Annotated in this window: 25 protein-coding genes; 20 read left to right on the top strand and 5 right to left on the bottom strand. The window is 46.4% G+C overall.

What is annotated here, in order from left to right; all coding sequences use genetic code 11:
* Nucleotides 1–226 precede the first annotated feature (226 nt).
* From H9Q77_RS08630 to H9Q77_RS08600, 7 genes are read left to right on the top strand one after another with little or no spacing between them, the layout of a single operon-like run.
* Nucleotides 227–802 carry a TetR/AcrR family transcriptional regulator gene (locus H9Q77_RS08630; RefSeq protein ID WP_022153255.1) on the top strand — a complete coding sequence of 192 codons (576 nt, stop codon included), beginning with the start codon at nucleotides 227–229 and terminating at the stop codon, nucleotides 800–802.
* 53 nt (nucleotides 803–855) lie between these two features.
* Complete coding sequence (locus tag H9Q77_RS08625; RefSeq protein WP_118550389.1) at nucleotides 856–1,728, top strand: MurR/RpiR family transcriptional regulator; 873 nt, start codon at nucleotides 856–858, stop codon at nucleotides 1,726–1,728.
* 29 nt (nucleotides 1,729–1,757) lie between these two features.
* Entirely contained in the window at nucleotides 1,758–3,011 is a 1,254-nt protein-coding gene (locus tag H9Q77_RS08620; RefSeq protein ID WP_249325165.1) for a BaiN/RdsA family NAD(P)/FAD-dependent oxidoreductase, read from the top strand.
* A gap of 53 nt (nucleotides 3,012–3,064) precedes the next feature.
* Nucleotides 3,065–3,721: a (d)CMP kinase gene (cmk, locus tag H9Q77_RS08615; protein ID WP_148447359.1), complete on the top strand. Its 657-nt coding sequence runs from the start codon at nucleotides 3,065–3,067 to the stop codon at nucleotides 3,719–3,721.
* Between the two features lie 14 nt (nucleotides 3,722–3,735).
* Nucleotides 3,736–4,596 carry a 4-hydroxy-3-methylbut-2-enyl diphosphate reductase gene (gene ispH, locus H9Q77_RS08610; protein ID WP_022153251.1) on the top strand — a complete coding sequence of 287 codons (861 nt, stop codon included), beginning with the start codon at nucleotides 3,736–3,738 and terminating at the stop codon, nucleotides 4,594–4,596.
* A complete protein-coding gene (gene rpsA / locus H9Q77_RS08605) occupies nucleotides 4,577–5,725 on the top strand; it encodes a 30S ribosomal protein S1 (protein ID WP_022153250.1) in 1,149 nt (382 codons plus the stop codon). The genes ispH and rpsA overlap by 20 nt, the downstream gene beginning before the upstream one ends.
* A 24-nt stretch (nucleotides 5,726–5,749) precedes the next feature.
* Nucleotides 5,750–6,529, top strand: a complete 780-nt coding sequence (locus H9Q77_RS08600) for a CheR family methyltransferase (protein ID WP_249325164.1) — start codon at nucleotides 5,750–5,752, stop codon at nucleotides 6,527–6,529.
* A 42-nt stretch (nucleotides 6,530–6,571) separates the two neighbouring features.
* Here H9Q77_RS08600 and H9Q77_RS08595 read toward each other — a convergent pair whose 3' ends face one another.
* Entirely contained in the window at nucleotides 6,572–7,678 is a 1,107-nt protein-coding gene (locus H9Q77_RS08595; RefSeq protein WP_022153248.1) for a ribonuclease H-like domain-containing protein, read from the bottom strand.
* Between the two features lie 171 nt (nucleotides 7,679–7,849).
* Here H9Q77_RS08595 and rsxC point away from each other — a divergent pair, with 171 nt between their 5' ends.
* From rsxC to H9Q77_RS08560, 7 genes are read left to right on the top strand one after another with little or no spacing between them, the layout of a single operon-like run.
* Nucleotides 7,850–9,169: an electron transport complex subunit RsxC gene (rsxC, locus tag H9Q77_RS08590; RefSeq protein WP_118550309.1), complete on the top strand. Its 1,320-nt coding sequence runs from the start codon at nucleotides 7,850–7,852 to the stop codon at nucleotides 9,167–9,169.
* A 12-nt stretch (nucleotides 9,170–9,181) separates the two neighbouring features.
* Entirely contained in the window at nucleotides 9,182–10,123 is a 942-nt protein-coding gene (locus H9Q77_RS08585; protein ID WP_249325163.1) for an RnfABCDGE type electron transport complex subunit D, read from the top strand.
* Nucleotides 10,113–10,739, top strand: coding sequence for an RnfABCDGE type electron transport complex subunit G (locus H9Q77_RS08580; RefSeq protein ID WP_249325161.1), 627 nt, complete (start codon nucleotides 10,113–10,115; stop codon nucleotides 10,737–10,739). Before H9Q77_RS08585 ends, H9Q77_RS08580 begins: the two co-directional genes overlap by 11 nt.
* Nucleotides 10,732–11,529 carry an electron transport complex subunit RsxE gene (rsxE, locus tag H9Q77_RS08575; protein WP_118550311.1) on the top strand — a complete coding sequence of 266 codons (798 nt, stop codon included), beginning with the start codon at nucleotides 10,732–10,734 and terminating at the stop codon, nucleotides 11,527–11,529. The genes H9Q77_RS08580 and rsxE overlap by 8 nt, the downstream gene beginning before the upstream one ends.
* The gene (locus H9Q77_RS08570) at nucleotides 11,530–12,114 is read left to right on the top strand and encodes an electron transport complex protein RnfA (RefSeq protein ID WP_022153243.1); all 585 of its coding nucleotides are present in this window, start codon (nucleotides 11,530–11,532) and stop codon (nucleotides 12,112–12,114) included.
* A 15-nt stretch (nucleotides 12,115–12,129) separates the two neighbouring features.
* Nucleotides 12,130–12,927 (top strand): RnfABCDGE type electron transport complex subunit B, encoded by a 798-nt coding sequence (locus H9Q77_RS08565; RefSeq protein ID WP_022153242.1) that lies wholly within the window; start codon nucleotides 12,130–12,132, stop codon nucleotides 12,925–12,927.
* Between the two features lie 15 nt (nucleotides 12,928–12,942).
* Entirely contained in the window at nucleotides 12,943–14,064 is a 1,122-nt protein-coding gene (locus tag H9Q77_RS08560; protein ID WP_148447353.1) for a glycoside hydrolase family 25 protein, read from the top strand.
* Here H9Q77_RS08560 and H9Q77_RS08555 read toward each other — a convergent pair.
* Nucleotides 14,042–14,878 (bottom strand): hypothetical protein, encoded by an 837-nt coding sequence (locus H9Q77_RS08555; protein ID WP_249325159.1) that lies wholly within the window; start codon nucleotides 14,876–14,878, stop codon nucleotides 14,042–14,044. The two genes, H9Q77_RS08560 and H9Q77_RS08555, sit on opposite strands and share 23 nt — an antisense overlap.
* A 108-nt stretch (nucleotides 14,879–14,986) precedes the next feature.
* On the opposite strand from H9Q77_RS08555, the gene H9Q77_RS08550 reads away from it, so the two are divergent.
* Together H9Q77_RS08550 and thrC are read left to right on the top strand one after the other, a co-directional pair.
* The gene (locus H9Q77_RS08550) at nucleotides 14,987–15,592 is read left to right on the top strand and encodes a cell wall hydrolase (protein WP_022153239.1); all 606 of its coding nucleotides are present in this window, start codon (nucleotides 14,987–14,989) and stop codon (nucleotides 15,590–15,592) included.
* Nucleotides 15,593–15,724: 132 nt separating this feature from the next.
* Nucleotides 15,725–17,212: a threonine synthase gene (thrC, locus tag H9Q77_RS08545; protein ID WP_022153238.1), complete on the top strand. Its 1,488-nt coding sequence runs from the start codon at nucleotides 15,725–15,727 to the stop codon at nucleotides 17,210–17,212.
* A 64-nt stretch (nucleotides 17,213–17,276) separates the two neighbouring features.
* Here thrC and H9Q77_RS08540 read toward each other — a convergent pair whose 3' ends face one another.
* The 3 genes from H9Q77_RS08540 to H9Q77_RS08530 are packed head-to-tail and all read right to left on the bottom strand — an operon-like array spanning nucleotide 17,277 to nucleotide 18,312.
* Nucleotides 17,277–17,891: a manganese catalase family protein gene (locus tag H9Q77_RS08540; RefSeq protein ID WP_118550315.1), complete on the bottom strand. Its 615-nt coding sequence runs from the start codon at nucleotides 17,889–17,891 to the stop codon at nucleotides 17,277–17,279.
* Nucleotides 17,891–18,145 carry a spore coat protein CotJB gene (locus tag H9Q77_RS08535; protein ID WP_249325158.1) on the bottom strand — a complete coding sequence of 85 codons (255 nt, stop codon included), beginning with the start codon at nucleotides 18,143–18,145 and terminating at the stop codon, nucleotides 17,891–17,893. The genes H9Q77_RS08540 and H9Q77_RS08535 overlap by 1 nt, the downstream gene beginning before the upstream one ends.
* Nucleotides 18,142–18,312, bottom strand: a complete 171-nt coding sequence (locus tag H9Q77_RS08530) for a spore coat associated protein CotJA (protein ID WP_118546899.1) — start codon at nucleotides 18,310–18,312, stop codon at nucleotides 18,142–18,144. The genes H9Q77_RS08535 and H9Q77_RS08530 overlap by 4 nt, the downstream gene beginning before the upstream one ends.
* A gap of 143 nt (nucleotides 18,313–18,455) precedes the next feature.
* Between H9Q77_RS08530 and H9Q77_RS08525 the strand changes: the two genes are divergently transcribed.
* The 4 genes from H9Q77_RS08525 to H9Q77_RS08510 all read left to right on the top strand — a co-directional run bounded on the left by H9Q77_RS08525 (nucleotide 18,456) and on the right by H9Q77_RS08510 (nucleotide 23,001).
* Nucleotides 18,456–19,118 carry a response regulator transcription factor gene (locus H9Q77_RS08525; protein ID WP_118550316.1) on the top strand — a complete coding sequence of 221 codons (663 nt, stop codon included), beginning with the start codon at nucleotides 18,456–18,458 and terminating at the stop codon, nucleotides 19,116–19,118.
* Complete coding sequence (locus tag H9Q77_RS08520; RefSeq protein WP_249325156.1) at nucleotides 19,102–20,580, top strand: sensor histidine kinase; 1,479 nt, start codon at nucleotides 19,102–19,104, stop codon at nucleotides 20,578–20,580. The genes H9Q77_RS08525 and H9Q77_RS08520 overlap by 17 nt, the downstream gene beginning before the upstream one ends.
* A complete protein-coding gene (locus tag H9Q77_RS08515) occupies nucleotides 20,577–21,548 on the top strand; it encodes a hypothetical protein (protein WP_249325155.1) in 972 nt (323 codons plus the stop codon). Before H9Q77_RS08520 ends, H9Q77_RS08515 begins: the two co-directional genes overlap by 4 nt.
* Before the next feature lie 79 nt (nucleotides 21,549–21,627).
* The gene (locus tag H9Q77_RS08510; protein ID WP_249325154.1) at nucleotides 21,628–23,001 is read left to right on the top strand and encodes an alanine/glycine:cation symporter family protein; all 1,374 of its coding nucleotides are present in this window, start codon (nucleotides 21,628–21,630) and stop codon (nucleotides 22,999–23,001) included.
* The last annotated feature ends 135 nt before the right edge of the window (nucleotides 23,002–23,136 follow it).

The following is a 23,136-nucleotide window of genomic DNA, read 5'->3' as shown; positions in this document are numbered from 1 at the left end:
CAAGTAGGGCGATAGCCCGGATTGCGAATGTGGTTTTGCAGTTTCGGGAGTGCGAAGCACGGAGAAACTGTTATTTAGACAAAGAACCAGCGAAGCAAGTAGGGCGATAACCCGGATTGCGAATGAGTTATTTACATATTGACAAACCACCTCTTCACCAACTAAAATAACAAGTGTTATAGAAGGACACATTGTTTGCTGTAAATACAGCGGAATGAGAGGGATTATGGCTCGTAAAGAGATGATCACGATTGACAGGATCCTGGATACGGCATTCGCTATGACCAGAGAGGAAGGCTTTGCCAATGTGACTGCGAGAAAAGTTGCGGCGAAGGCAGGATGTTCCACGCAGCCTATTTTCAGAGTATATAAGAATATGGAAGAACTGTGGGATGCGGTCTATGAGAGAGCAACGGCGTATTTTCTGGATTATTACAGCCTGTATCCTCGCACCGGGAAGACACCTTTTTCCAACTTAGGAATGGCATACATAGCTTTTGCACGGGAAGAAAGACACCTGTTTGAACTTCTGTTTGTATCTGGTGACCAGGGCAGCAAACATAAGACGAAAAGCATGTATGAGATCTTGAACGGCGATGCCGGAAATGTAGTCTATGAGATCAATCTGGCGAGAGTGGCAGGATGCCCGGATCCCGGAGATCTGTTTATGAAAATGTGGATTTTTATTCATGGAGCCGCCTGCATGTCTCTGACCGGAGATTATGATCTGACAGATCAGCAGACGATGCAGCTTTTGGAACATTCCTACTATGCTTTTTACAATGAGACAATGCGAGGTTAAGAACAGTGGCAGAATATGATGTTTTTACCCGGATAAATGAACACTATGCGAAGATGAGCAAGGGGCATAAAGCCATTGCGGACTATATATCGGAACATTTTGACCAGGCGGTATTCATGACGGCAGCTAAATTAGGAGAAACACTGGGAATCAGTGAATCTACCGTGGTTCGTTTTGCCGCAGGGATCGGTTATGATGGGTACCCGAAATTTCAGAAGGCATTGGAAAGCTGTGTACAGGGTAAACTAAATGGTATCCAGAAAATGGATGCAAAATATGGAAGAAGTTCCCAGTCGGAGATCCTGACCTCTGTTCTCACGGCAGACATCGAGAAGATTCAGGATACTATAGATAATCTGGATCCGGCGGCGTTTGAATCGGCAGTAGCTACGATCTTAGAAGCGGAGACCATCTATATCATGGGACTCCGCAGCAATGAGCCATTGGCGGCGTTTTTGCATTTTTACCTGAACATGATCCGCGGAAAGGTATTTTTACTGAACACTACCAGTGTCAGCGAGACCTTTGAACAGATGATCCATATAGGACCGAAGGATTGCTTTATCGGCATCAGTTTTCCGAGATATTCTATGCGGACGTTAAAGGCAATGGAGTTCGCCAATGACCGGAATGCTAAAGTGATCGCCATTACCGACAGTATTCATTCCCCCATGAATCTGTATTCTTCCTGCAATCTGCTGGCGAGAAGTGACATGGTGTCGGTGGTGGATTCTCTGGTGGCACCTCTTAGTGTGATCAATGCGCTGGTGGTAGCACTTTGCCTGAAATGTCCGGAGCAGGTGCGTAAGAATCTGGAGACACTGGAAGAGACCTGGAACAATTATCAGGTGTATCTGAATGACGAGATAGATTTTATAGATGATGAACCGATGTTAGATTATTCTCTGCGACGCAAGGAGCAGTGACGTCGATATGTCGGCAGAAAAGGATGAGAATGAGCAATGTGATAGTGGTCGGCGGCGGGGCTGCCGGCATGATGGCTGCCATAGCGGCAGCAAAATGCGGACATAACGTAACCCTTTTGGAAAAAAATGAAAAGCTTGGGAAAAAGCTGTTTATTACGGGAAAAGGCCGTTGTAATGTGACCAATGGAGCGGATATGGATGTGCTGTTCCAAAATGTCTGCACCAATGAAAAATTCCTGTACAGTGCTTTTTACAGCTTTGACAATACACAGGTGTGTGATCTGATCGAACAGGCGGGATGTCCCCTGAAAACAGAGCGGGGCGACAGGGTATTTCCGGTATCCGATCATTCTTCGGATGTGATCGCCGCCCTGCAGAGAGAATTGCATAAATATCATGTGGATATTCATCTGCACACAGAAGTGAAAAAGATCCTGACGAAGGAAAGTGACGACAATATTTGCTTTTACGGAGTGGAATGTACGGATCATAAGAAGTTGACCGCCGATGCCTGCATTATCTGTACAGGTGGCTGCTCCTATGCCGCTGCCGGATCCACCGGAGACGGTTACCGGTTCGCAGAAGAGACGGGGCATAAAGTAACGGAGCGAAGGCCCGCATTGGTACCGTTAGAGATCAGCGAGAGCTGGTGCAAAGCACTGATGGGATTATCTCTTAAAAATGTGGAGATTCGGATGCAATGTGGGAAGAAGACCTGGTACGAAGGCTTCGGAGAGATGCTGTTTACCCATTTCGGTGTCAGCGGGCCGTTGATTTTGTCCGCCAGCAGCTTTTATTCCAAAAATATTTCTAAACGAAAAGGTGACGATGAGGTAAAGCTTTTCCTGGATCTGAAACCGGCACTGACACCGGAACAGTTAGATAAACGTCTGCTTCGGGATTTTGAGGAAGCGAAGAACAAGCAGTTTAAAAATGCACTGGATCATCTGTTTCCTGCGAAGCTGATCCCTGTTATGATAGAGTTGTCAGGAATCTCTCCGGAGAAGAAGGTCAACGAGATCAGCAGGGAAGAGAGAAAAGCTTTCGGAATGCTGATCAAGGCACTGCCCATGACGGTAACGGGGACGAGATCTTTTGCGGAAGCAATCATTACCCAGGGCGGAATCTCTGTAAAAGACATCAATCCTTCCACCATGGAATCCAGGCTGGTAAAGCATCTGTATTTTGCGGGGGAAGTACTGGATCTGGATGCCATGACCGGTGGCTTTAACTTACAGATTGCCTGGTCTACGGGACATTTGGCGGGAGACAGCATACAATAAATTTTTTAAAAAATAGAATCATAAAGAAAATACGAAGAAAAGAGGATATGAATATGAGCTTTAATGTAGCTATTGACGGACCGGCAGGTGCCGGTAAAAGCACGATTGCCAGAGCAGTGGCAAAAAAGAAGGGCTTTATCTATGTGGATACCGGAGCAATGTACCGCGCCATGGCACTGTTCATGTTAAGAGAGGGTGTGGATCCTGCGGATGCGGCAGCGATCGCCGATAAATGTAAGGAGGCAGATATCACCATTCAATATGTGGACGGAGAACAGGTCGTATTATTAAACGGTGAAAACGTCAATGCTTATCTGCGTACCGAGGAGGTTGGCAACATGGCTTCCACCACCAGCGCACAGCCGGCGGTACGTACCAAACTGGTAGAACTCCAGCAGGCACTGGCAGCGAAAAGCGATGTGATCATGGACGGCCGTGATATCGGTACCGTAGTATTACCCCATGCACAGGTCAAGATCTATCTGACCGCCAGCAGTATGGTGAGAGCAAAAAGAAGATATGACGAGCTGACTGCCAAGGGTGAGTCCTGCAACTTAGAAAAGATCCGTCAGGATATCGAGGACAGAGATTACAGAGATATGCACAGAGAGACTTCTCCGTTAAAGCAGGCGGAGGATGCGGTACTTGTGGATACCTCTGATATGACCATCGAACAGGTCATTGACCGGATCGTGGCACTGATTGGCTAAATGGGAGACGATATATGGAAGTAAGACTGGCAGACTGTGCAGGCTTTTGCTTTGGTGTAAAGCGTGCCGTGGATACCGTGTATGAACAATTAAAAAACGGGAAGACTATATATACCTATGGTCCCATTGTACACAACGAGGAAGTGGTCAGAGAACTGTCGGAAAAGGGTGTACGGGTTCTGGAGAACAAAGAGGATCTGAAACAACTGAAAGCCGGGGAGAACATTCCTACAGTGATCATCCGTGCTCACGGTGTGGCAAAAGAGATCTATGACATCATGGAGGCAAACGGTCTGGAATGCATTGATGCCACCTGTCCTTTTGTGAAAAAGATCCATCGTATCGTGGAACTAAAAAGCAACGAGGGGTATCATGTGATCGTTGTGGGAGATCCGAAGCACCCGGAAGTAGAGGGGATCGTCGGCTGGTGTCCGGGACCCGTTACCGTTCTGGAGACTCCGGATCAGGCAGAAAATTTTGTAAAAACAGAAGGCGAAAAACTCTGCATTGTCTCTCAGACGACATATAACTACAATAAATTTCAATATATAGTTGAAATTTTTGAAAAAAAAGGTTACAATGATAGTGTTGTGAACACTATCTGTAATGCTACAGAAGAGCGACAGCGATCGGCAAAGACCATTGCAGCGGATGCTGACGTTATGATTGTAATAGGAGGGAAGCACAGTTCCAACAGCAGAAAGCTTTACGAAATCTGCCAAAGGGAATGTGAGCACACCTATTTTATACAGACACTGGATGACTTGCATTTAGATCTACCTAAAGCTGTTCGACTAGTGGGTATTACCGCGGGGGCTTCCACCCCAAATAAATTAATTGAGGAGGTTCAAAATTATGTCAGAATTAACTTTTGAACAAATGCTGGAAGAATCATTAAAGACAATACATGCAGGAGAGGTAGTCGAAGGTACAGTCATCGATGTGAAACCGGAAGAGATCATTCTGAACATCGGATATAAATCTGACGGTATTCTTACCAAGAACGAATATACCAACGACTCCAGCGTGGATCTTACCACAGTTGCCAAGGTTGGTGACACCATGGAAGTCAAGGTCCTGAAAGTAAATGACGGTGAGGGTCAGGTTCTCCTTACCTACAAGCGTCTTGCTGCAGACAGAGGCAACAAGAGAATCGAAGAAGCATTTAACAATCACGAAGTACTTAAGGCAACCGTATCCCAGGTACTGGACGGTGGTTTAAGTGTAATTGTGGACGAAGTAAGAATCTTCATCCCCGCAAGCCTGGTATCCGATACTTATGAGAAGGATCTGACCAAGTATGCAGGACAGGAGATTGAATTCGTGATCAGCGAGTACAATCCCAAGAGAAGAAGATATATCGGCGACCGTAAACAGCTGATCGTAGCTAAGAAGGCTGAGCTGCAGAAGGAACTCTTTGAGAAGATCAAAGAAGGCGATATCGTAGAAGGTGTTGTTAAGAACGTAACTGATTTCGGCGCATTTATCGATCTTGGCGGCGCAGACGGACTGCTTCACATCTCCGAGATGTCCTGGGGCAGAGTTGAACATCCCAAGAAGGTATTCAAGGTTGGCGATAAGCTGAAAGTCCTGATCAAAGAGATCAACGGCAATAAGATCGCACTGTCTCTGAAGTTTGACGATGCTAACCCCTGGAAGGATGCTGCACAGAAGTATGCTGTCGGCAATGTAGTAACCGGTAAGGTTGCAAGAATGACCGACTTTGGTGCTTTCGTAGAATTAGAGCCCGGTGTAGATGCTCTGCTTCATGTATCCCAGATCGCAAAGGAGCACATTGAGAAACCTTCCGATGTACTGAGCGTTGGCGATGAAGTTACAGCTAAGGTTGTAGATTTCAATGAGGCTGATCACAAGATCTCCCTGAGCGTAAAGGCTCTGACAGCTCCCGAACCTGCAGAGGCAGAGGAAGAGTCTGATGCAGATGTCGTATCTGTAGATATCGATGCTGTGATCGCTGCAGAGGCTGAGAATACTGAGGAATAATTAACAGCTGGGTGGTTGATATTCATGATATATGATTATGAGTATTTTAAAAAGGAGATATATTCTCTGACTACGATCGATCTGAATGCTTATAAAGAGAAGCAGATGAAGCGGCGTATCGATACTCTGATCGCAAAACACAAGATCGTAGGATATGATAAGTATGTACAGGTACTGAAGACGGATAGAGAACTTTTCGAGGAATTTGTAGGGTATATTACCATCAATGTATCGGAGTTCTATCGTAATCCCGAACAGTGGAAATATCTGGATGAGACAGTTATCCCGGAACTGATTCAGCGTTTTGGTAAGAATTTAAAAATCTGGAGCGCTGCATGTTCTACGGGAGATGAGCCGTACTCACTGGTTATGGCTTTGTCACGGCATGTTCCGTTACAACAGATCCATATCTATGCTACTGATCTGGACAAGCAGGTGATTGCAAAGGCAAAGACCGGATTGTACAATGAGAAGAGCATAGAAGGTGTACCGGAAGATCTAAAGAAGAAATATTTCACGAAGATCGGTCCCTCTTATAAGATTGCGGATGAGATTAAGGCAAGAGTTGATTTTCATCAGCATAATCTGTTGAAGGATGCTTATCCGACAGAATATCATCTGATCGTGTGCAGAAATGTTCTGATCTATTTTACAGAGGAAGCAAAGGATGAAGTATTTCGAAAGTATTATCATTCCCTGGCAAAGGGTGGAATGCTTTTTATCGGAAGTACGGAACAGATCATGAATTATCGTGAGATAGGATTTGAAAGAAAAAGTTCTTTTTATTATGTCAAACCCTTATAGGTTTATAGGAAGAAAAAAGGAAAGCGATCAGCTTTCCTTTTTTTAATATGTGGCGGCAATCATGGACAGGACGTGATTGGCATAACGGGAAAAACCTTCACGGTTCTTCTTCATTTCATCTGTAAGTTCAAAAAATAATTCCTTGCTCTTATAATCTCTCTTGAAGAAAGGTGTAAATAAAATATCCCACTGGGGAAGATAACAGGAAAACTTCCTGGTATAGCAATTCGCTGCGGAAGCCTGGAGTCTGTGTTCCTTATCGACAAAACCAGCTACGGATTTATGAAGTGCCACATCTTCGGTAGGAAGATAATAATAATCCTTGTAGTTCGAATAGAAATATTTTAATTCTTCTTCATAGATCGGAACCTTAAGAGTAGCAGATTCTCCCTCGCCGCGGAAGTAACAATTACCGGCAGAGGCAGTAATAGGTTTGGGCAGCGGTGTAGGAATCTGCAGTGTGATCAGCAGCTCTTTTCGCTGTGCCCCATGCATATCTTTGTAATAATTGGCCTGTACCTTTTTGGCTTTGACACAGTTCTCGTTAAACAGATCATAGTAAGCGAGAATCGGAAGAACTTCCAACATCCCTTTTAAATCGTCCGCATTGTGAAGGAATAAAGCCTTTTCGGTGAATTCGGAAGGATTCTTGACATAGTCGTGATATAATCCGATCAATTCACCACCGGAAAAGACATCCGTACGAGCGATTCCAAGGTATTGCTCCAGAGTTTTCTGTTTGCAGTTGGGCAACTTTAAGAAAAACTTATAAGGAGAGATCCGACGATAAATATCGATTCCCTGAAAACCTTCGAAAGAAAATGGAAGCATTAACTGGGCACATTTCTGGCTGATAAAGGGAAGGTCGAAGTTATTGCCGTTGAAATGAACCAGATATTTATAGGATCTCGCAAAGTCAAAGAAGGCAGTGAGAATCGCTCCCTCCTGTGCGTAATCCTCTGCCATCCATTGTATGGTATGCCATTTACCGGCCCGGTTGTAAGCGCAGCCTATCATATATAAATAAGAAGTACGGGAAGTAAATCCCGTGGTCTCAATATCGAGAAACAGTACCTGTTCCAGAGGTGCCAGCTTATCCAAGGGATAGGAGATCGCAAAATCCTCCAGAGTCTCTTCTGATTTTTTCATGTATGACCTCTTTCTGCCGTGGGGCATGTTTGCTTATTTAATTTATTCTACCATAATTTTATAAAATGCAGTAGCATTTTGTTGATAAAAGTTGATAAAAATTGATAAAAATAGTACAATTATCGTAATGTGATCTGAAATACAAGAATGATTCAGAAAGGACGATAGAAAATGGCGAAGTTGACATTTGTAGGTGGAATCCATCCCTATGATGGCAAAGATCTGTCGAAGGACAAGCCGATCCAGGATGTTCTGCCTAAGGGAGAAATGGTCTATCCCATGTCTCAGCATATCGGAGCCCCGGCTAAGCCAATCGTGGCAAAAGGAGATCGTGTACTTGCAGGACAGAAGATAGCGGAGAGTGGTGGATTTGTGTCGGCACCGATTTATGCATCCGTGTCCGGTACTGTAAAGTCTATCGAGACAAGGCGTGTAGTGACGGGAGATCTGATACAGAGCATTGTAATAGACAATGACGGTCTGTATGAAAGTATGGAATTTCATCCCTATGCACCGGTGGATAAATTACAAAAAGATGAGATCATCGATATTGTAAAAGAAGCCGGAGTTGTAGGTATGGGAGGAGCCGGCTTTCCTACCCATGTAAAATTATCTCCGAAGGATCCTGATAAAATTGACTATGTAATTGCAAACTGTGCGGAATGTGAGCCTTATCTGACTTCTGATTACCGCAGGATGATGGAGGAGCCGGACAAGTTGATCGGCGGTTTGAAGATCATATTGAAGCTGTTCGATAATGCTCATGGAATTCTGGCAGTGGAAGATAATAAACCGGATTGCATCTCTCTGTTAAAACAGATGACCAAAAATGATCCGCAGATCACGGTCAAGGCATTGAAGACCAAGTACCCGCAGGGTGCGGAACGTCAGTTGATCTATGCCACAACGGGTCGGAAAATCAATTCTTCCATGCTGCCCGCGGATGTGGGATGCATTGTAGACAATGTAGATACCGTGGTTGCTATTTACAGAGCGGTTACAGAAGGACGCCCTCTGATGGAGCGCATTGTCACGGTGACCGGTGATGCTGTGGCGAATCCACGGAACTTCCGGGTACCCATCGGTATGAGTTATCAGGAACTGTTGGATGTGGCGGGAGGATTTAAACAGGATCCGGAGAAGATTATCTGCGGTGGTCCGATGATGGGATTCGGTATGTTTGATCTCAATGTTCCGACGACCAAGACTTCTACTGCTTTGCTGGCATTGACACAGGATGATGTCTCTGCGATGGAACCCAGCCCCTGTATTAACTGTGGACGATGTGTGGAAGCATGCCCGGGACGGATCGTTCCCAGTCTGCTGGCAACTTATGCGGAGCATTTTGACGAAGAGTCATTCGTAGAACATAATGGAATGGAATGCTGTGAGTGTGGCTGCTGCAGCTTTGTATGTCCTGCCAAGAGACCTCTGACGCAGGAGATCAAGTCCATGCGTAAAATTCAACTGGCCAAAAAGAAAAAGAAGTAGGAGGGAAGAACAGTGAGTGAACTTTTAAAAGTATCTTCAAATCCTCATATAAGGTCGAAAGTAACGACCAGTAGTATTATGACGGCTGTGGTGATCGCACTGCTGCCTGCTGCCGGTTTCGGAATCTACAATTTCGGTCCCAGAGCACTGGCAGTAATGGCTGTTACCATTGCAAGCACAGTCCTGACAGAATTGTTATTCGGCTGGCTGTGGAAGAAGAAAATAACCATAACAGACATGTCGGCGGTGGTCACCGGACTGCTGCTGGCACTGAATCTGCCGGTAAGTATTCCTCTGTGGATAGCTGCCATGGGCGGTGTGTTTGCAATTCTTGTAGTAAAAATGTTGTTTGGAGGCCTGGGACAAAATTTTATGAACCCGGCACTGGCAGCAAGATGTTTCTTATTGATCTCTTTTCCTTCGCAGATGACGAACTTCGTCTGTGATGCTTATACCGGAGCCACTCCGCTGGCGGCACTGAAGGCAGGAGAGAGTGTCAATGTCATGAATATGATCGTAGGTAAGACAGCCGGTACCATCGGTGAGACTTCCGTTATTGCGTTACTGATCGGGGCATGTTTCCTGATCCTGATCGGAGTGATCGATCTGCGCATTCCGGGAACCTATATTGTGACAGTGATCCTGTTTGCCGGATTTTTCGGCGGACATGGTTTTGATCCCGCATATCTGTCGGCACAGTTGGCCGGTGGCGGTCTGATCCTGGGTGCCTTTTTCATGGCTACGGATTATGTTACCCGCCCGATCACCATCAAAGGACAGTATGTATATGGTGTTGTACTGGGACTTCTTACCGGAATTTTCCGTATCTTCGGACCGGGAGCGGAAGGAGTATCTTATGCTATCATTTTAGGAAACCTTCTGGTACCTCTGATTGAAAAATTCACCATGCCGGTTGCTTTCGGAAGAAAGGCAGGTGCGAAACATGAAAAATAAAAATGATGTACAGGCAATGTTAAAAGAAGCAGGCATTTTATTTGCCATCACCCTGATCGCCGGCCTGTTACTTGGATTTGTCTATGAACTTACCAAGGAACCCATCCGTCTGCAGGAAGAAAAAGCAGTGCAGGAAGCCTGCCAGGCAGTATTTACGGATGCCGGACATTTTGAAGAATTGGATCCGTATATCCCTTCCGATGATACGGCGCAGAATCTTTCCGATACCGGAATTACCATCGGTACGGTATATGAAGCTCAGGATGCCTCCGGAGAGAAACTGGGCTATGTGATCCAGACAACATCCTCTGAGGGATACGGCGGAAATATCGTTTTGTATGTGGGAATCCGTCTGGACGGTACCGTAAATGATATTTCTATTTTGAGTATCTCCGAGACACCGGGACTGGGAATGAAAGCAGGCGATGTATTGGTACCGCAGTTCCATCAGAAAAATGTGAAGAGCTTTACGTATACCAAGACCGGTTCCACTTCTGACAGTGAGATTGATGCCATCAGCGGTGCAACGATCACCACCAGGGCCGTGACCAATGCCGTGAACGGAAGCCTTCTGGCATTTCATGATTATGTACAGGGAGGTGCAGGCAATGAATAAAGCAGGTGAAAGACTTTACAACGGCATTATCAAGGAGAATCCTACCTTTGTGCTGATGCTGGGAATGTGTCCTACACTGGCCGTAACCACTTCCGCAATGAACGGTCTGGGAATGGGACTGACGACAGCGGTGGTACTTACGATGAGCAATCTGATCATTTCCCTGTTGCGGAAAGTGATTCCCAGCCGTGTGAGAATCCCCGCATTTATCGTAATTATAGCTTCATTTGTAACGGCGGTGCAGTTACTTTTACAGGCATATCTGCCGTCTCTGAATGATGCATTGGGTGTATACATTCCTTTGATCGTTGTGAACTGTATTATTTTGGGAAGAGCGGAGAGCTATGCATACTCCAATCCGCCGATTCCTTCTTTGTTTGACGGACTTGGCATGGGACTTGGTTTCTCCCTGGCATTGACCTGTATCGGTGCCGTGAGAGAGATTCTGGCGGCAGGATCTGTCTTCGGATTCCGGATCATGCCGGATTCCTATGTAACGATCAACATCTTCGGACTGGCTCCCGGTGCGTTCTTTGTGCTGGCTGCATTGACTGCTCTGCAGAATTATGTGAAGAACAAGAGAAAACTGGCAGGCAAGGATTATGAGAAAATCCAGTCCGGCTGCGGACATGATTGTCTGCACTGTGGCGAAAGCGGCTGTTCAGAGAGATTTTACGACAATACCGATACTTCGGAGGATGCCGTGATGGACGCGGCTAGAGCGGCAGCAAAGCCTAAGGCTGCAACGGATGACCTTGAGACAATAGACTTGGATAAGGAGGACAAATAAATGGATAGTGTGAAAGATATGCTTCTGTTACTGATCAGTTCCTCCATTGTCAGCAATATCGTCTTAAGCCAGTTCATGGGACTCTGCCCGTTTTTGGGAGTATCCCGTAAGATCAAGACTGCAGGCGGTATGGGAACCGCGGTTATTTTCGTCATAACGCTGGCAAGTGCGGTAGCGGGCGTGATTTATAAATTTATCTTACAGCCGCTGCACATTGAGTATCTGGAGACCATTGTATTTATCCTTGTGATCGCGGCGCTGGTACAGTTTGTGGAGATGTTCCTGAAAAAGGCTATGCCTTCTCTGTATCAGGCACTGGGTGTATATCTGCCCCTGATCACCACCAACTGTGCGGTTTTAGGTGTAGCGATTACCAATGTACAGAAGGAATACGGTATTCTGACCGGTATTGTAAACGGATTTGCCACAGCCCTTGGTTTTACCATTGCCATCGTGATCCTGGCTGGATTGCGTGAAAAAATGGAATACAATGAGGTGCCGGAATCTTTCAAGGGAATGCCCATGGTGCTGCTGACAGCGGGACTGATGGCAATTGCTTTCTGCGGATTCTCCGGTCTGATCTAGGAAGGAGTAACATAGATGAGTATAACAGGAATTCTGATTGCTGCGGCTTGTGTCGGAATCGTCGGCATCTTTGTGGGACTGTTTCTTGGCGTGGCCGGTATAAAATTCAAAGTAGAAGTAGATGAGAAGGAAGAAGCGGTACTTGCCGCCCTTCCCGGTAATAACTGCGGCGGCTGTGGGTTCGCCGGATGTTCCGGACTTGCCGCTGCGATTGCAAAAGGAGAGGCTGCCGTTAATACCTGTCCGGTAGGCGGAGAGGAAGTAGGCAAAAAAATCGCTGCGATCATGGGAGTAGAGGCAGAGGCTTCCGAGAGAAAAGTAGCGTATGTTCACTGCCAGGGTGACTGCGACCGGACGAAGACAGACTATGATTATTACGGAATCAAGGATTGCCGTATGATGAGCTTTGTCCCCGGAGGCGGACCGAAATCCTGTAACAGCGGCTGCCTTGGATATGGAACCTGCACACAGGTATGTCCTTTCGATGCCATTCACGTCAAAAACGGTGTAGCCGTAGTAGACAAAGAGAAGTGTAAGGCCTGCGGAAAATGTGTAGAGGTATGTCCGAAACACCTGATCAGTCTGATCCCATATTCCAATACGGTGCAGGTAGCCTGCAGTTCTACCGACAAGGGACCGGTCACTATGAAAGCCTGTACCACAGGATGCGTTGGCTGCGGAATTTGCGTGAAAAATTGTCAGCATGATGCTGTGAAAGTAGAGAATTTTCATGCGGTCATTGATCCCGAAAAGTGTGTCGGCTGTGGAGCCTGCATGGAAAAATGCCCTAAAAAGTGTATTGTAAAAGCATAAAAGAGGAGAAATAGTATGCGTCTTCCGGACGATTATGAAGATCATGGAAGCGGGTTGACTCCTACCGTGGTCAGTGCGATCGTTGCTGTCACTATTTTTGTGGTGGTGATACTTACGGTTGTGCTGATCATTAACAGGAAACCGGCGTCTCATCAACAGAATAATACAACTGCACAGACGGAGAATGTACAACAGGCAGGAAATCAGCAGACAGCAAAGTATCCGGATACGCAGGATCTGATCACCGGAAGCACATTGACTCCTTCGGATCTGGATTTTTGGGATATGTATCCGGAGACAACGGCTACACCGATGCCTTCAGAGAATCCTTCCGGACAGGATGGGAAAAAAGATACGACGGATACAGATCCTTCCACCGATGGAAAGCATACCCTGGTGACTAATCGGGATGGGAAAGAAGAATGGGTATTGATCAGCCCTTATCTGCCGAAACACGAATACGATTTTACAAAACTGGTGTGTCAGTCGGATTTTATGAAATATTATCAGGATGGAAAGCTTACTTCTTATGTTGGGGTGGATATCTCCAAATATCAGGATTATGTGGACTTCCTGAAATTAAAGAAAGCAGGCATTGATTTCGTGATGCTTCGGGTGGGAGCCAGAGGTTACGGCAGCGGTCAGATCGTTCTGGATGAGTATTTCGCGGATAATCTGAAGAGAGCGACAGATGCCGGACTGCAGATCGGAGTGTATTTTACTTCACAGGCGATCACCGAAGCAGAAGCGGTGGAAGAAGCGAACGTCGTACTGAACAATATTAAAGATTATAAGATTACTTATCCGGTGGCTTTTGATATGGGATTCGTGGATAACGATACGGCCCGCATAGAAGGAGTCAGCAGAGCGGACAAGACAAAGATCACGAAAGCTTTTCTGGATACGATAGCGGCGGCCGGATATAAAACATTATTATATGGCAACAAGGAATGGCTGATCAAGGAGGTGGATCTGTCAAAACTGTCTGCGTATGATGTATGGTTATCCCAGGTGGGAGATGTTCCGGATTATCCGTATCGGTTTACCATGTGGCAATACGCGGACGATATCTCAGTGGACGGGATTGCCGGTTATGCCAACATGAATATCAGCTTCATTGATTATTCGGAGAAATAGCCGGATAATTCAGAATGCCGGGGGCAATGGGCAGAGAAGAATAGATCTCTGCATAGCGACTGGGAGCAATGTCTTCCACGTAGTTGGATAAAAAGTTATTGGTCACTCCTTTGTTTCGGAGAATGTCGATGGCTTTGTTGTAGGCAATGGCGGCTTCCACATCGGTAGCATAACGGCCCACCAGATAATTGCCATGAATATGAATGCGGACAGTATAGAGATGCTGTCCGTTTTTTGTTACTGTTTTGCGGACACCGTGATAAATATTGTGAATCTGCAGATTTTCTCTGCGGAAATCTGTGGGATCACCATTGCGGAAACAATAGTCTCTACCGGGTACGGCATAGTTTTTGATGCCATAGCGGGATGTAAGAGTCAGCTGCATTCCATAATCGGACACAAAATAATGATTACCGCGCCGCATGATTTTGTGTGAAGAATAATAGAACAGATCTTCCAGATCAAATTTCAGTACATGGTGTGGCGTGAGATAATAGTAAAAAAGCTGCTGGCCCATATAGATGGGGTTCCCAAGGTAGATTCCATTATCCCGGAAGTTGAGCAGACAGACCCACTTCTCAAAGGAAAGGGAAGAGGTCTCCCGGTAGGATTTCAGGGAGAGAGAGGAATCATTTAACAGACGAATCCCTTCTTCATAGGCCGAGTGTGCCTGTCCGGCATCCCGGTAGCTACCCAGACTGATGTGCTTCCCACGGTAGGTCAGAGAGGCGCGGTAATACACGGTTCCATCCTTTTTTACGGCACGAAATATCCCTTTATCCAGTTTGCTTTTTCCTGTTTTCTGTTCATTCATAATTTCATAGTATCATTTTTTCCCGGAAAACAACAGATATATTTTTCGGACGAGCTGCATAGAATGAAGTTGGAGTCAAAATCATTTGTAGGTATGTGAGGATCGAAAATGTATAAACGGGCATTGACTGTTCTGTTAACAGCGCATTTGTTATTTCTGGCAGGATTTTTGTGCCTGGGACAAATGGAAGAAATACAGCGGAATCTGCAGATAAAAGTCCCGGTAGCGGCAGACAGTGAGAGCAGAATGATAGGAATTGCTTCCCGGACATCCTCGGGACAGCGGGTAGTCGACTGCAATGAATTGCAGAGGAACAGCAGGTATCATTTGGACATGGCGGAGCTGGAGGTTCTGTTGAAAATTGTGGAAGCGGAAGCAGGATGTGAGGATGAGGAGGGGAAACTTTTGGTGGCAAATGTCATATTGAACCGTCTGAATTCCGATAAATTTCCGGACAGTGTGTCGGAGATCGTGTTCCAGCAGGAGAATGGGATCACGCAGTTTTCCCCGGTGTCCGATGGGAGCTATGACAGAGTACAGATCAGTGAGGAGACCGTAAGGGCAGTGGGACGAGCACTGGATGGAGAGGATATCTCCGAAGGAGCACTTTATTTTGCCGCCAGAGATTATGCGGACAGTAAACGAATGCGTTGGTTTGATGAAAAGCTTACACTGTTATTCCGGCACGGCGGACATGAGTTTTTTAAAGAATAATAAGAATAAGAATGTTGCGTTCAGCTTGGACTTTATCAATTCACCTTGCAACAGTGCTTAAAGTATGCTATACTTTTACGAAATTGAAGATGGATACAATAGATCCATATATATTGATACGGAGGAGAGGAAATGGAAGTAATATATCGTAGCACACGCAGCAACGGCGCACCGGTAACCGCATCACAGGCGATTCTGAAGGGATTATCCGATGACGGAGGATTGTTTGTACCGGATCATATTCCCACACTGGACAAGAGTCTTAAGGAGCTTGCGGGAATGACTTATCAGCAGGTTGCATATGAAGTCATGAAATTATTTCTGACGGATTTTACGGAAGAAGAACTGAAGAATTGTATTAACAGTGCTTACGATTCCAAGTTTGATACAGAAAAAATTGCTCCGCTTGTGAAGGCAGACAATGCGTATTATCTGGAATTGTTCCATGGATCCACCATTGCTTTTAAGGATATGGCACTTTCCATTTTACCTCATCTGATGATCACTTCTGCCCGCAAGAACAATATTAAGAACGAGATCGTGATCCTGACCGCTACCTCCGGCGATACCGGTAAGGCAGCCCTGGCAGGCTTTGCAGATGTAAAAGGCACTCGTATCATTGTATTTTACCCGAAGAACGGTGTCAGCCCGATCCAGGAGAAGCAGATGGTGACCCAGAAGGGTGCCAATACCTTCGTAGTAGGCATTCACGGCAACTTTGACGATGCCCAGACCGGTGTGAAGAAGATCTTCTCCGATAAGGAACTGGCAAAAGAGATGGACGAGAAGGGTTTCCAGTTCTCCTCAGCCAACTCTATCAACATCGGACGTCTGGTACCTCAGATCTGCTATTATGTGTATGCTTATGCACAGTTATGTAAAGACGGTAAGATCGCAGAGGGTGAGAAGATCAATGTCGTAGTTCCCACCGGTAACTTCGGTAACATTCTGGCAGCATTTTATGCGAAGAATATGGGGCTTCCCATTGATAAGCTGATCTGTGCTTCCAATGACAATAAGGTACTGTATGATTTCTTCCGTACCGGAACCTATGACCGCAACAGAGAGTTCGTACTGACGACATCTCCTTCCATGGATATTCTGATCTCCAGCAACTTAGAGCGCCTGATCTACCGTATCGCAGGCAATGATGCGGATAAAAACCGTGAGCTGATGAGTGCGCTGACCGGCAATGGCAAATACGAGATCACCGAAGAAATGAAGGCGCAGCTGGCTGACTTCTATGGTAACTTTGCAAGTGAGGCAGAGACGGCAGCAGAAATCCGTCGTCTGTATGAGAAGTGTGGCTATGTGATCGATACCCATACCGCAGTAGCTTCCGCAGTATACGGAAAATATGTGGCAGAGACCGGGGATCATAAGACCACTGTCATTGCTTCTACCGCAAGTCCCTTCAAATTCACCAGAAGCGTCATGGATGCGATTGACACGAAATATGATGTAATGGGCGATTTTGAACTGGTGGATGAATTATCCAAAATTGCTAAGGTAAAGGTGCCCGGAGCGATCGAAGAGATCCGTACCGCACCCATACTTCATGATACGCAGTGTGATGTGGATAAAATGAAGGATACCGTTAAGAGTTTTCTCGGTATTTAATGTGGAATAAGATCATGATCAGAGAATCCCTCTTTGTGTGAGGGATTCTCTTTTTGTGGAAGGGTTAATTGTCACAGGATTCACAGCGGTCAAAACCGGGGTTAAAGGCATAGAAGTTCTTTGAATTCAGGTGGTCCTGTGTGATACGGAGGGCTTCTCCGAAGCGCTGGTAATGGACGACTTCGCGGGCCCGCAGGAATTTGATGGGTTCGCAGATATCCGGATCCTTGATCAGGCGTAAGATGTTGTCATAGGTGGAGCGGGCTTTCTGCTCTGCAGCCATATCCTCGTGCAGATCGGTGATGATATCTCCCTTTACCTGGAACTCACAGGCATTAAAGGGAACACCGCCCGCTGCCTGGGGCCAGACACCGATGGTATGATCCACGTAATAGTTGGCGAATCCGCTTTTCTCAATCTCTTCCATGGAGAGGTTACGGGTCAGCTGGTGGACGATGGTGGCTACCATTTCCAAATGCCCCAGTTCTTCCGTCCCTATATCAGTAAGCAGTCCGGCTACCTCCTTATAAGGCATGGAATAACGCTGGGACAGGTAGCGCATGCTGGCACCCATTTCACCGTCCGGTCCGCCGTACTGGGAGATGATGACCTGCGCCAGCTTCGCGTTGGGCTCTTTGATATTTACCGGAAATTGCAGTCTTTTTTCATAGTTCCACATCAGTTACAGCCTCCTTCCCAGGGGAGAGGGGCACTGCCCCAGCGCCAGTCCCTGTTACTTTCGGCGAGATCCTTGCGCAGTGGGTAATATTCTCTGGCAAATTCCCGCTCCATCTGTGTTTTGATCCGTGCATAGTGGTTGAAGTATTCCATGGCTTTTTGATCCGAAGGGTGAGTGTCCAGATACAGCATCATATCTGTCAGGACGAAATCAGCGATGCCGATATCATACAGCTTTTTTTCTTCGCTGCTCATTTGACGCATCTCCTTCCTGTAAAGGGTTTGTCAAGTTCGGGGAAAATAGTACCCGCCCGGTAGCCTTTTTCCAGATTTTCATACATTTGGGTAAAATGCTGCCAGGGAACATAAGCCATGGCAAGAGGATATTTTTCAAACGGTTCCTCGAAAGAATAATCTTTCATAGCAATCAGCTGTCCTTTCCGTAAAAATATTTATTATATGGTATGAACTAAGAAGAAAAGAGTGCATAGCTTTGGATGATACAAAATGGATACAATCAGGAGTTAAAGTAATATAAGAATTTATAGAATGAGGGGCAGAAGAAATGTTCAGGATATTAATTGCGGAAGATGAAGAGCCGATCGCTAATCTGATCCGGATGAATCTGACAAGGGCAGGGTATCTGTGTACCTGGGCGCCGGATGGGAAAAGTGCGGCAGATCTTATGGAACAGGAAAAATTTGACCTGGCACTGTTAGACATCATGCTTCCGGGGATCAACGGCTATGAGCTGATGGATTATGCGAAAGCCTGTGAGCTGCCGGTGATCTTCCTGACGGCGCTGGGATCTACAGAACATAAGGTGAAAGGACTCCGAATGGGGGCGGATGATTATCTGCCCAAGCCGTTTGAGATCGTAGAGCTGCTTGCCAGAGTGGAGGCGGTGCTGCGCAGATATCATAAGACGGAGACGGTCATCCGGGCGTGCAATGCCACCATAGACACAGCATCCCACAGAGTGACTCTGGACGGGGAGGAAATCTATCTGACACCGAAGGAATTTGATCTGCTGTTATTATTTGCCAGGAATAAAAACAGGGCGTTGTACAGGGAAACCATATACGAGACTGTATGGGGTGGCGAATATATGGGACAGAGCCGGACGGTGGATCTGCATGTGCAGCGGCTGAAGAAAAAGTTACATTGGGAAAATATTATTATAGCGGTATATAAAGTGGGGTATCGTTTGAATGAAGTTCACACATAAATTATTTTTTTCCATCACAGCACTCCTTACGGCAGCCTTCATGCTGTTTGGAAGCTTTATGCTGTTTTCCTATTTTAACCGTATGTTAGAACGGGAGACGGAGCAGGGAAAACGTGAGAACCTGCTCTTTCAGACCATTTATGATATGGTGTATCAGAACATGGAAAAATACGGAGCAGAATTTGCAGGGATACAGGCTGGAAATTCTGCCACAGAACGGATGACGGATCAGAACGGTACGGAATGTATGATCCTTGAAACGGATGGCACGATCACTCTGGAGGGCAGCCTGAAACTGCCGCAGGATGAGATCAGGAGCCTTGCGGAAGAAATGATCCGCACCATGGATCCCGGTGCAGATCAGGTCTACGGTGTACGCAGGGTAGGAACATGTTATTATCTGCTCAGCATCATCACAGATCAGGCGACGGATTCGGCAGATACGGTATATCTTGGGATTCTGAAGGACCTGAGCGGCATTTATGAAGAACGGAGCAATATGATGCGGCAATATGGTATTGCTCTGGCAGGTCTGCTGGTAATCGGAGGCCTGGCAGCCTTTTTACTGTCCAAATATCTGACCCGCCCCATAGAACAGTTAAACCGCACTGCGGGAAGGATTGCAGGGGGGGATTTTGAGAAGAGGGCTGTCTATCAGGGCACAGACGAGATCGGAGAACTGTCCCGGAGCTTTAACCGGATGACGGACAGACTGGTACGTCAGATGGAGGAAAAAGAGCTGGAAGCAAAACAGAAGGAGGATTTTACGGCGGCGTTTGCCCATGAACTCAAGACACCGCTGACTTCCATCATCGGATATGCGGATATGCTGAACTCCTATGAACTGACAGAGCAGGAGCGGGGCGAAGCCACCTATTATATTTTCAGTCAGGGAAAACGTCTGGAAGGCCTGTCTCACAAATTGCTGGAGCTGGTGGGAATGGACAGACAGGAATTAGAATTCAAGAAGCTTCCGACGAAAGAACTGGAGGAAAATATCCGGGATACGATGCGGATCCCCTTTGAACGCAAAGGGATCCGCGGAAAGATCGATCTGCAAAAGGGTGTGATCTTGGGTGACAGGGATCTGCTTTTGTCACTGTTATATAATCTGCTGGATAATGCGGTAAAGGCTGTGGAAGAAGGCGGATTTATCCTGATGAAAGGAAGTAAGCTCACACAGGGCTATGAGATCAAGGTCGTAGACAACGGCAGGGGGATCCCTAAGGAAGAGATTGCGAGGATCACGGAGGCTTTTTATATGGTGGATAAGTCCAGATCCCGCAAGGAGGGCGGAGCCGGCATCGGAATGGCTCTCTGTCAGAAGATCATCACCCTGCATCAGGGGGAACTGAAGATTGACAGCAAGCTTGGAGAAGGCACGGTAATGCGGTTATATTTTCCCGGGGAAATACAGGCTGTCAACAATAAAAGCAACAGGGGAGCAAAAGGCGGAATATGAAAAAACAGGAGAATAAGAACCGGCGGCATTTCCTGCTATGTATGGGCGGACTGCTTATGATGATCGTATTTGCATTCGCAGGACCGGAAGGAATGTTGCGATTGCAGGACAAAAGCAGGCTGACCAGGTCAGTCAGTATATCGAATACCGGAACGGATTATACCGTCTGGAAGGAAGAGTATGAGACCGACACCGTGCGCAGACTTCAAAATCTGGCAGACGGTATTGCTTTGGGAAAACAGTACTATATCTCTGAACAGGATTATGAAGCTGCAACGGATGGTGAAATATATAGTCTGATAGATGAATATATTTTAAATACGGAATGGAATTACATTTTTCAGGATATGGGAGCAATCCCGGAGAATTATTTTTACAAAAATATGGATACAGATAATATTTCCATCAAAAGATATATTTTGTATGATGAGAAGCTGTCGGATGGAGTTGCGATCATGGCCTATGATATCTGTATGCGAATGAAGGAAGGGGAGGTTACGGGAGTCAGTATAGAGTGTGTCGTGGACTCCGAGACCGGAACACTCTATGCCATGAAGGTTGTGCTGGAAGATGAGACAGAACCGGTTACATGGGATGATATCGGTGCGGATGCCCCTTATTATGCTATCACCGATTATATGCAGTCCTATCTGCATGATTATTATTCCGAAACCTATATGGAAATGGAAGGAGAGGTGCCTTATGATACCAATGCACAGATCATGTGGGATAAAGAGGCTGAAATAAAGGCAGAAATAGAAGCTGAAGCAGAAGTGAAGGAGCAGACAGCCACGGAAAACGAAGACGGTGAGTATACGAGTGACCTGGAATACGGAGAGCATAAACTGCATCTGATCGCAACACTGCTCAATGCTTCCGAAGGACAACTGGAGAAAGGTGTCGGATACCTGTTCGGGATTCGAGAGATCGCAGAAAAAATCCCGGGGTTTCTGCCGGATAGCCAGTAAATAACAGTAATATCACCGGTATAAAACAGAAAAATAAAGAATATAGTTTAGAAAAATAAGTCAGGGAGACAGACTTCTTATGCTCGCAGAGGTAATAGGTTTTTTACAGCAGGCAGACCGGATCATATGGGGACCCTGGCTTATTTTTTTATTATTGGGCTGTGGCTGCTATCTGATGATCAGTCTGCGCTTTTTTCCCTTGAGAAATCTGTTGGCGGCACTTGGTCTGGTATTCCATTCTAAGAGCCGGAAAGGTACAGACGGGGAAGGGGTTTCTTCTTTTTCAGCCCTGACTACGGAACTGGCAGCAACAATAGGTACGGGAAATATCGTAGGCGTGGCTACTGCCATGGTGTTAGGAGGACCGGGAGCACTGTTCTGGATGCTTTTGTCCGGGATCATCGGGCTGTCGACCAAGCTGGTGGAAAGTACGCTGTGTGTCAGGTATCGTGTAAGAGATCACAAGGGGAAACCGGTGGGTGGCCCCATGTATGTTCTTCAAAATGCATTTCCGTATAGACGCATGGGGCGGATCCTTGCGATACTGTTTGCAATATTCGCAGTACTTGCCTCCTTTGGCATGGGGAATATGACGCAGGGGAATTCGATTGCGGAGGCACTGGCAGTGACTTTTGGAGTCGACCGGACAGTGACAGGACTGGTGATTGGTATCTTTACAATTCTGGTGATCCTTGGAGGAATCGATAAAATAGCAAGGGTCACGGAATATCTTGTGCCCTGTATGGCAGTATTTTATTTGTTCGGAACAGGAATGGTGATCTTTACGCATTTCCATAATCTTCCGGCAGGAATTTGGCAGATCCTGTGGGGGGCTTTCAGCCCGGAAGCTATGGCAGGAGGGAGCATTGGATTCTTATGTTCCGGCAGGCAGGCCATGCGCTATGGTGTCTCCCGTGGTGTATTTTCCAACGAAGCGGGACTCGGAGCAGCCGGTATCAGCGCGGCTTGTGCAGATACACCGGATGCGGTACGGCAAGGCTATATCAGCATGACGGGAGTTTTTATCGATACCATTGTGATCTGTTCTCTGACGGGGCTTGCCATAGCATCCAGCGGTATGCTGGGACAGAGGGATGCGCAGGGGGAGTTTTTGAACGGAACAGCGCTTATGATCGCTGTATTTTCCACCACATTTGGCAGGGCGGGGGAATGGATGCTTACGATCTCTATCGCATTGTTTGCGTTTGCTACAATTATTGCATGGGAATATCAGGGAGAGAAAGCTTTTGAATACCTGGCGGGAAATAGTCGTCGGACAGGGTGGTACCGTATGTGCTATGGAATGCTTGCTTTTTTTGGGGCGGTCTGTTCGCTGGAAGCGGTATGGGATTTCTCGGATATCTGTAATGGTCTGATGGCGGTGCCGAATCTTCTGGCGGTAGTGATGCTGTCGAAGGGAATCTGCCGGGAAATAAGAACATATAAGCTCTGAACAATTACCCGGGAAATTCCACCTTAAATTAAATTAAATATTGAAGCGATGCGGTCATCATGATATGATAAATGAAATGCGTTTGTACGGATTTAAGAAAAGTACAAGCCCGGATAAGTTGTATTTGTGTAGAAA

Source organism: Simiaoa sunii (assembly GCF_014337175.1).
Lineage (GTDB): Bacteria > Bacillota > Clostridia > Lachnospirales > Lachnospiraceae > Acetatifactor > Acetatifactor intestinalis.
This window is presented reverse-complemented; position numbering and strand designations above follow the sequence as displayed.

Excerpts from the sequence above, each read along its gene's own strand:
- H9Q77_RS08630 (WP_022153255.1), top strand. The coding sequence starts at position 227 with ATGGCTCGTAAAGAGATGATCACGATTGACAGGATCCTGGATACGGCA.
- H9Q77_RS08625 (WP_118550389.1), top strand. The coding sequence starts at position 856 with ATGAGCAAGGGGCATAAAGCCATTGCGGACTATATATCGGAACATTTT.
- H9Q77_RS08620 (WP_249325165.1), top strand. The coding sequence starts at position 1,758 with ATGAGCAATGTGATAGTGGTCGGCGGCGGGGCTGCCGGCATGATGGCT.
- cmk (WP_148447359.1), top strand. The coding sequence starts at position 3,065 with ATGAGCTTTAATGTAGCTATTGACGGACCGGCAGGTGCCGGTAAAAGC.
- ispH (WP_022153251.1), top strand. The coding sequence starts at position 3,736 with ATGGAAGTAAGACTGGCAGACTGTGCAGGCTTTTGCTTTGGTGTAAAG.
- rpsA (WP_022153250.1), top strand. The coding sequence starts at position 4,577 with ATGTCAGAATTAACTTTTGAACAAATGCTGGAAGAATCATTAAAGACA.
- H9Q77_RS08600 (WP_249325164.1), top strand. The coding sequence starts at position 5,750 with ATGATATATGATTATGAGTATTTTAAAAAGGAGATATATTCTCTGACT.
- H9Q77_RS08595 (WP_022153248.1), bottom strand. The coding sequence starts at position 7,678 with ATGAAAAAATCAGAAGAGACTCTGGAGGATTTTGCGATCTCCTATCCC.
- rsxC (WP_118550309.1), top strand. The coding sequence starts at position 7,850 with ATGGCGAAGTTGACATTTGTAGGTGGAATCCATCCCTATGATGGCAAA.
- H9Q77_RS08580 (WP_249325161.1), top strand. The coding sequence starts at position 10,113 with ATGAAAAATAAAAATGATGTACAGGCAATGTTAAAAGAAGCAGGCATT.
- rsxE (WP_118550311.1), top strand. The coding sequence starts at position 10,732 with ATGAATAAAGCAGGTGAAAGACTTTACAACGGCATTATCAAGGAGAAT.
- H9Q77_RS08570 (WP_022153243.1), top strand. The coding sequence starts at position 11,530 with ATGGATAGTGTGAAAGATATGCTTCTGTTACTGATCAGTTCCTCCATT.
- H9Q77_RS08565 (WP_022153242.1), top strand. The coding sequence starts at position 12,130 with ATGAGTATAACAGGAATTCTGATTGCTGCGGCTTGTGTCGGAATCGTC.
- H9Q77_RS08560 (WP_148447353.1), top strand. The coding sequence starts at position 12,943 with ATGCGTCTTCCGGACGATTATGAAGATCATGGAAGCGGGTTGACTCCT.
- H9Q77_RS08555 (WP_249325159.1), bottom strand. The coding sequence starts at position 14,878 with ATGAATGAACAGAAAACAGGAAAAAGCAAACTGGATAAAGGGATATTT.
- H9Q77_RS08550 (WP_022153239.1), top strand. The coding sequence starts at position 14,987 with ATGTATAAACGGGCATTGACTGTTCTGTTAACAGCGCATTTGTTATTT.
- thrC (WP_022153238.1), top strand. The coding sequence starts at position 15,725 with ATGGAAGTAATATATCGTAGCACACGCAGCAACGGCGCACCGGTAACC.
- H9Q77_RS08540 (WP_118550315.1), bottom strand. The coding sequence starts at position 17,891 with ATGTGGAACTATGAAAAAAGACTGCAATTTCCGGTAAATATCAAAGAG.
- H9Q77_RS08535 (WP_249325158.1), bottom strand. The coding sequence starts at position 18,145 with ATGAGCAGCGAAGAAAAAAAGCTGTATGATATCGGCATCGCTGATTTC.
- H9Q77_RS08530 (WP_118546899.1), bottom strand. The coding sequence starts at position 18,312 with ATGAAAGATTATTCTTTCGAGGAACCGTTTGAAAAATATCCTCTTGCC.
- H9Q77_RS08525 (WP_118550316.1), top strand. The coding sequence starts at position 18,456 with ATGTTCAGGATATTAATTGCGGAAGATGAAGAGCCGATCGCTAATCTG.
- H9Q77_RS08520 (WP_249325156.1), top strand. The coding sequence starts at position 19,102 with ATGAAGTTCACACATAAATTATTTTTTTCCATCACAGCACTCCTTACG.
- H9Q77_RS08515 (WP_249325155.1), top strand. The coding sequence starts at position 20,577 with ATGAAAAAACAGGAGAATAAGAACCGGCGGCATTTCCTGCTATGTATG.
- H9Q77_RS08510 (WP_249325154.1), top strand. The coding sequence starts at position 21,628 with ATGCTCGCAGAGGTAATAGGTTTTTTACAGCAGGCAGACCGGATCATA.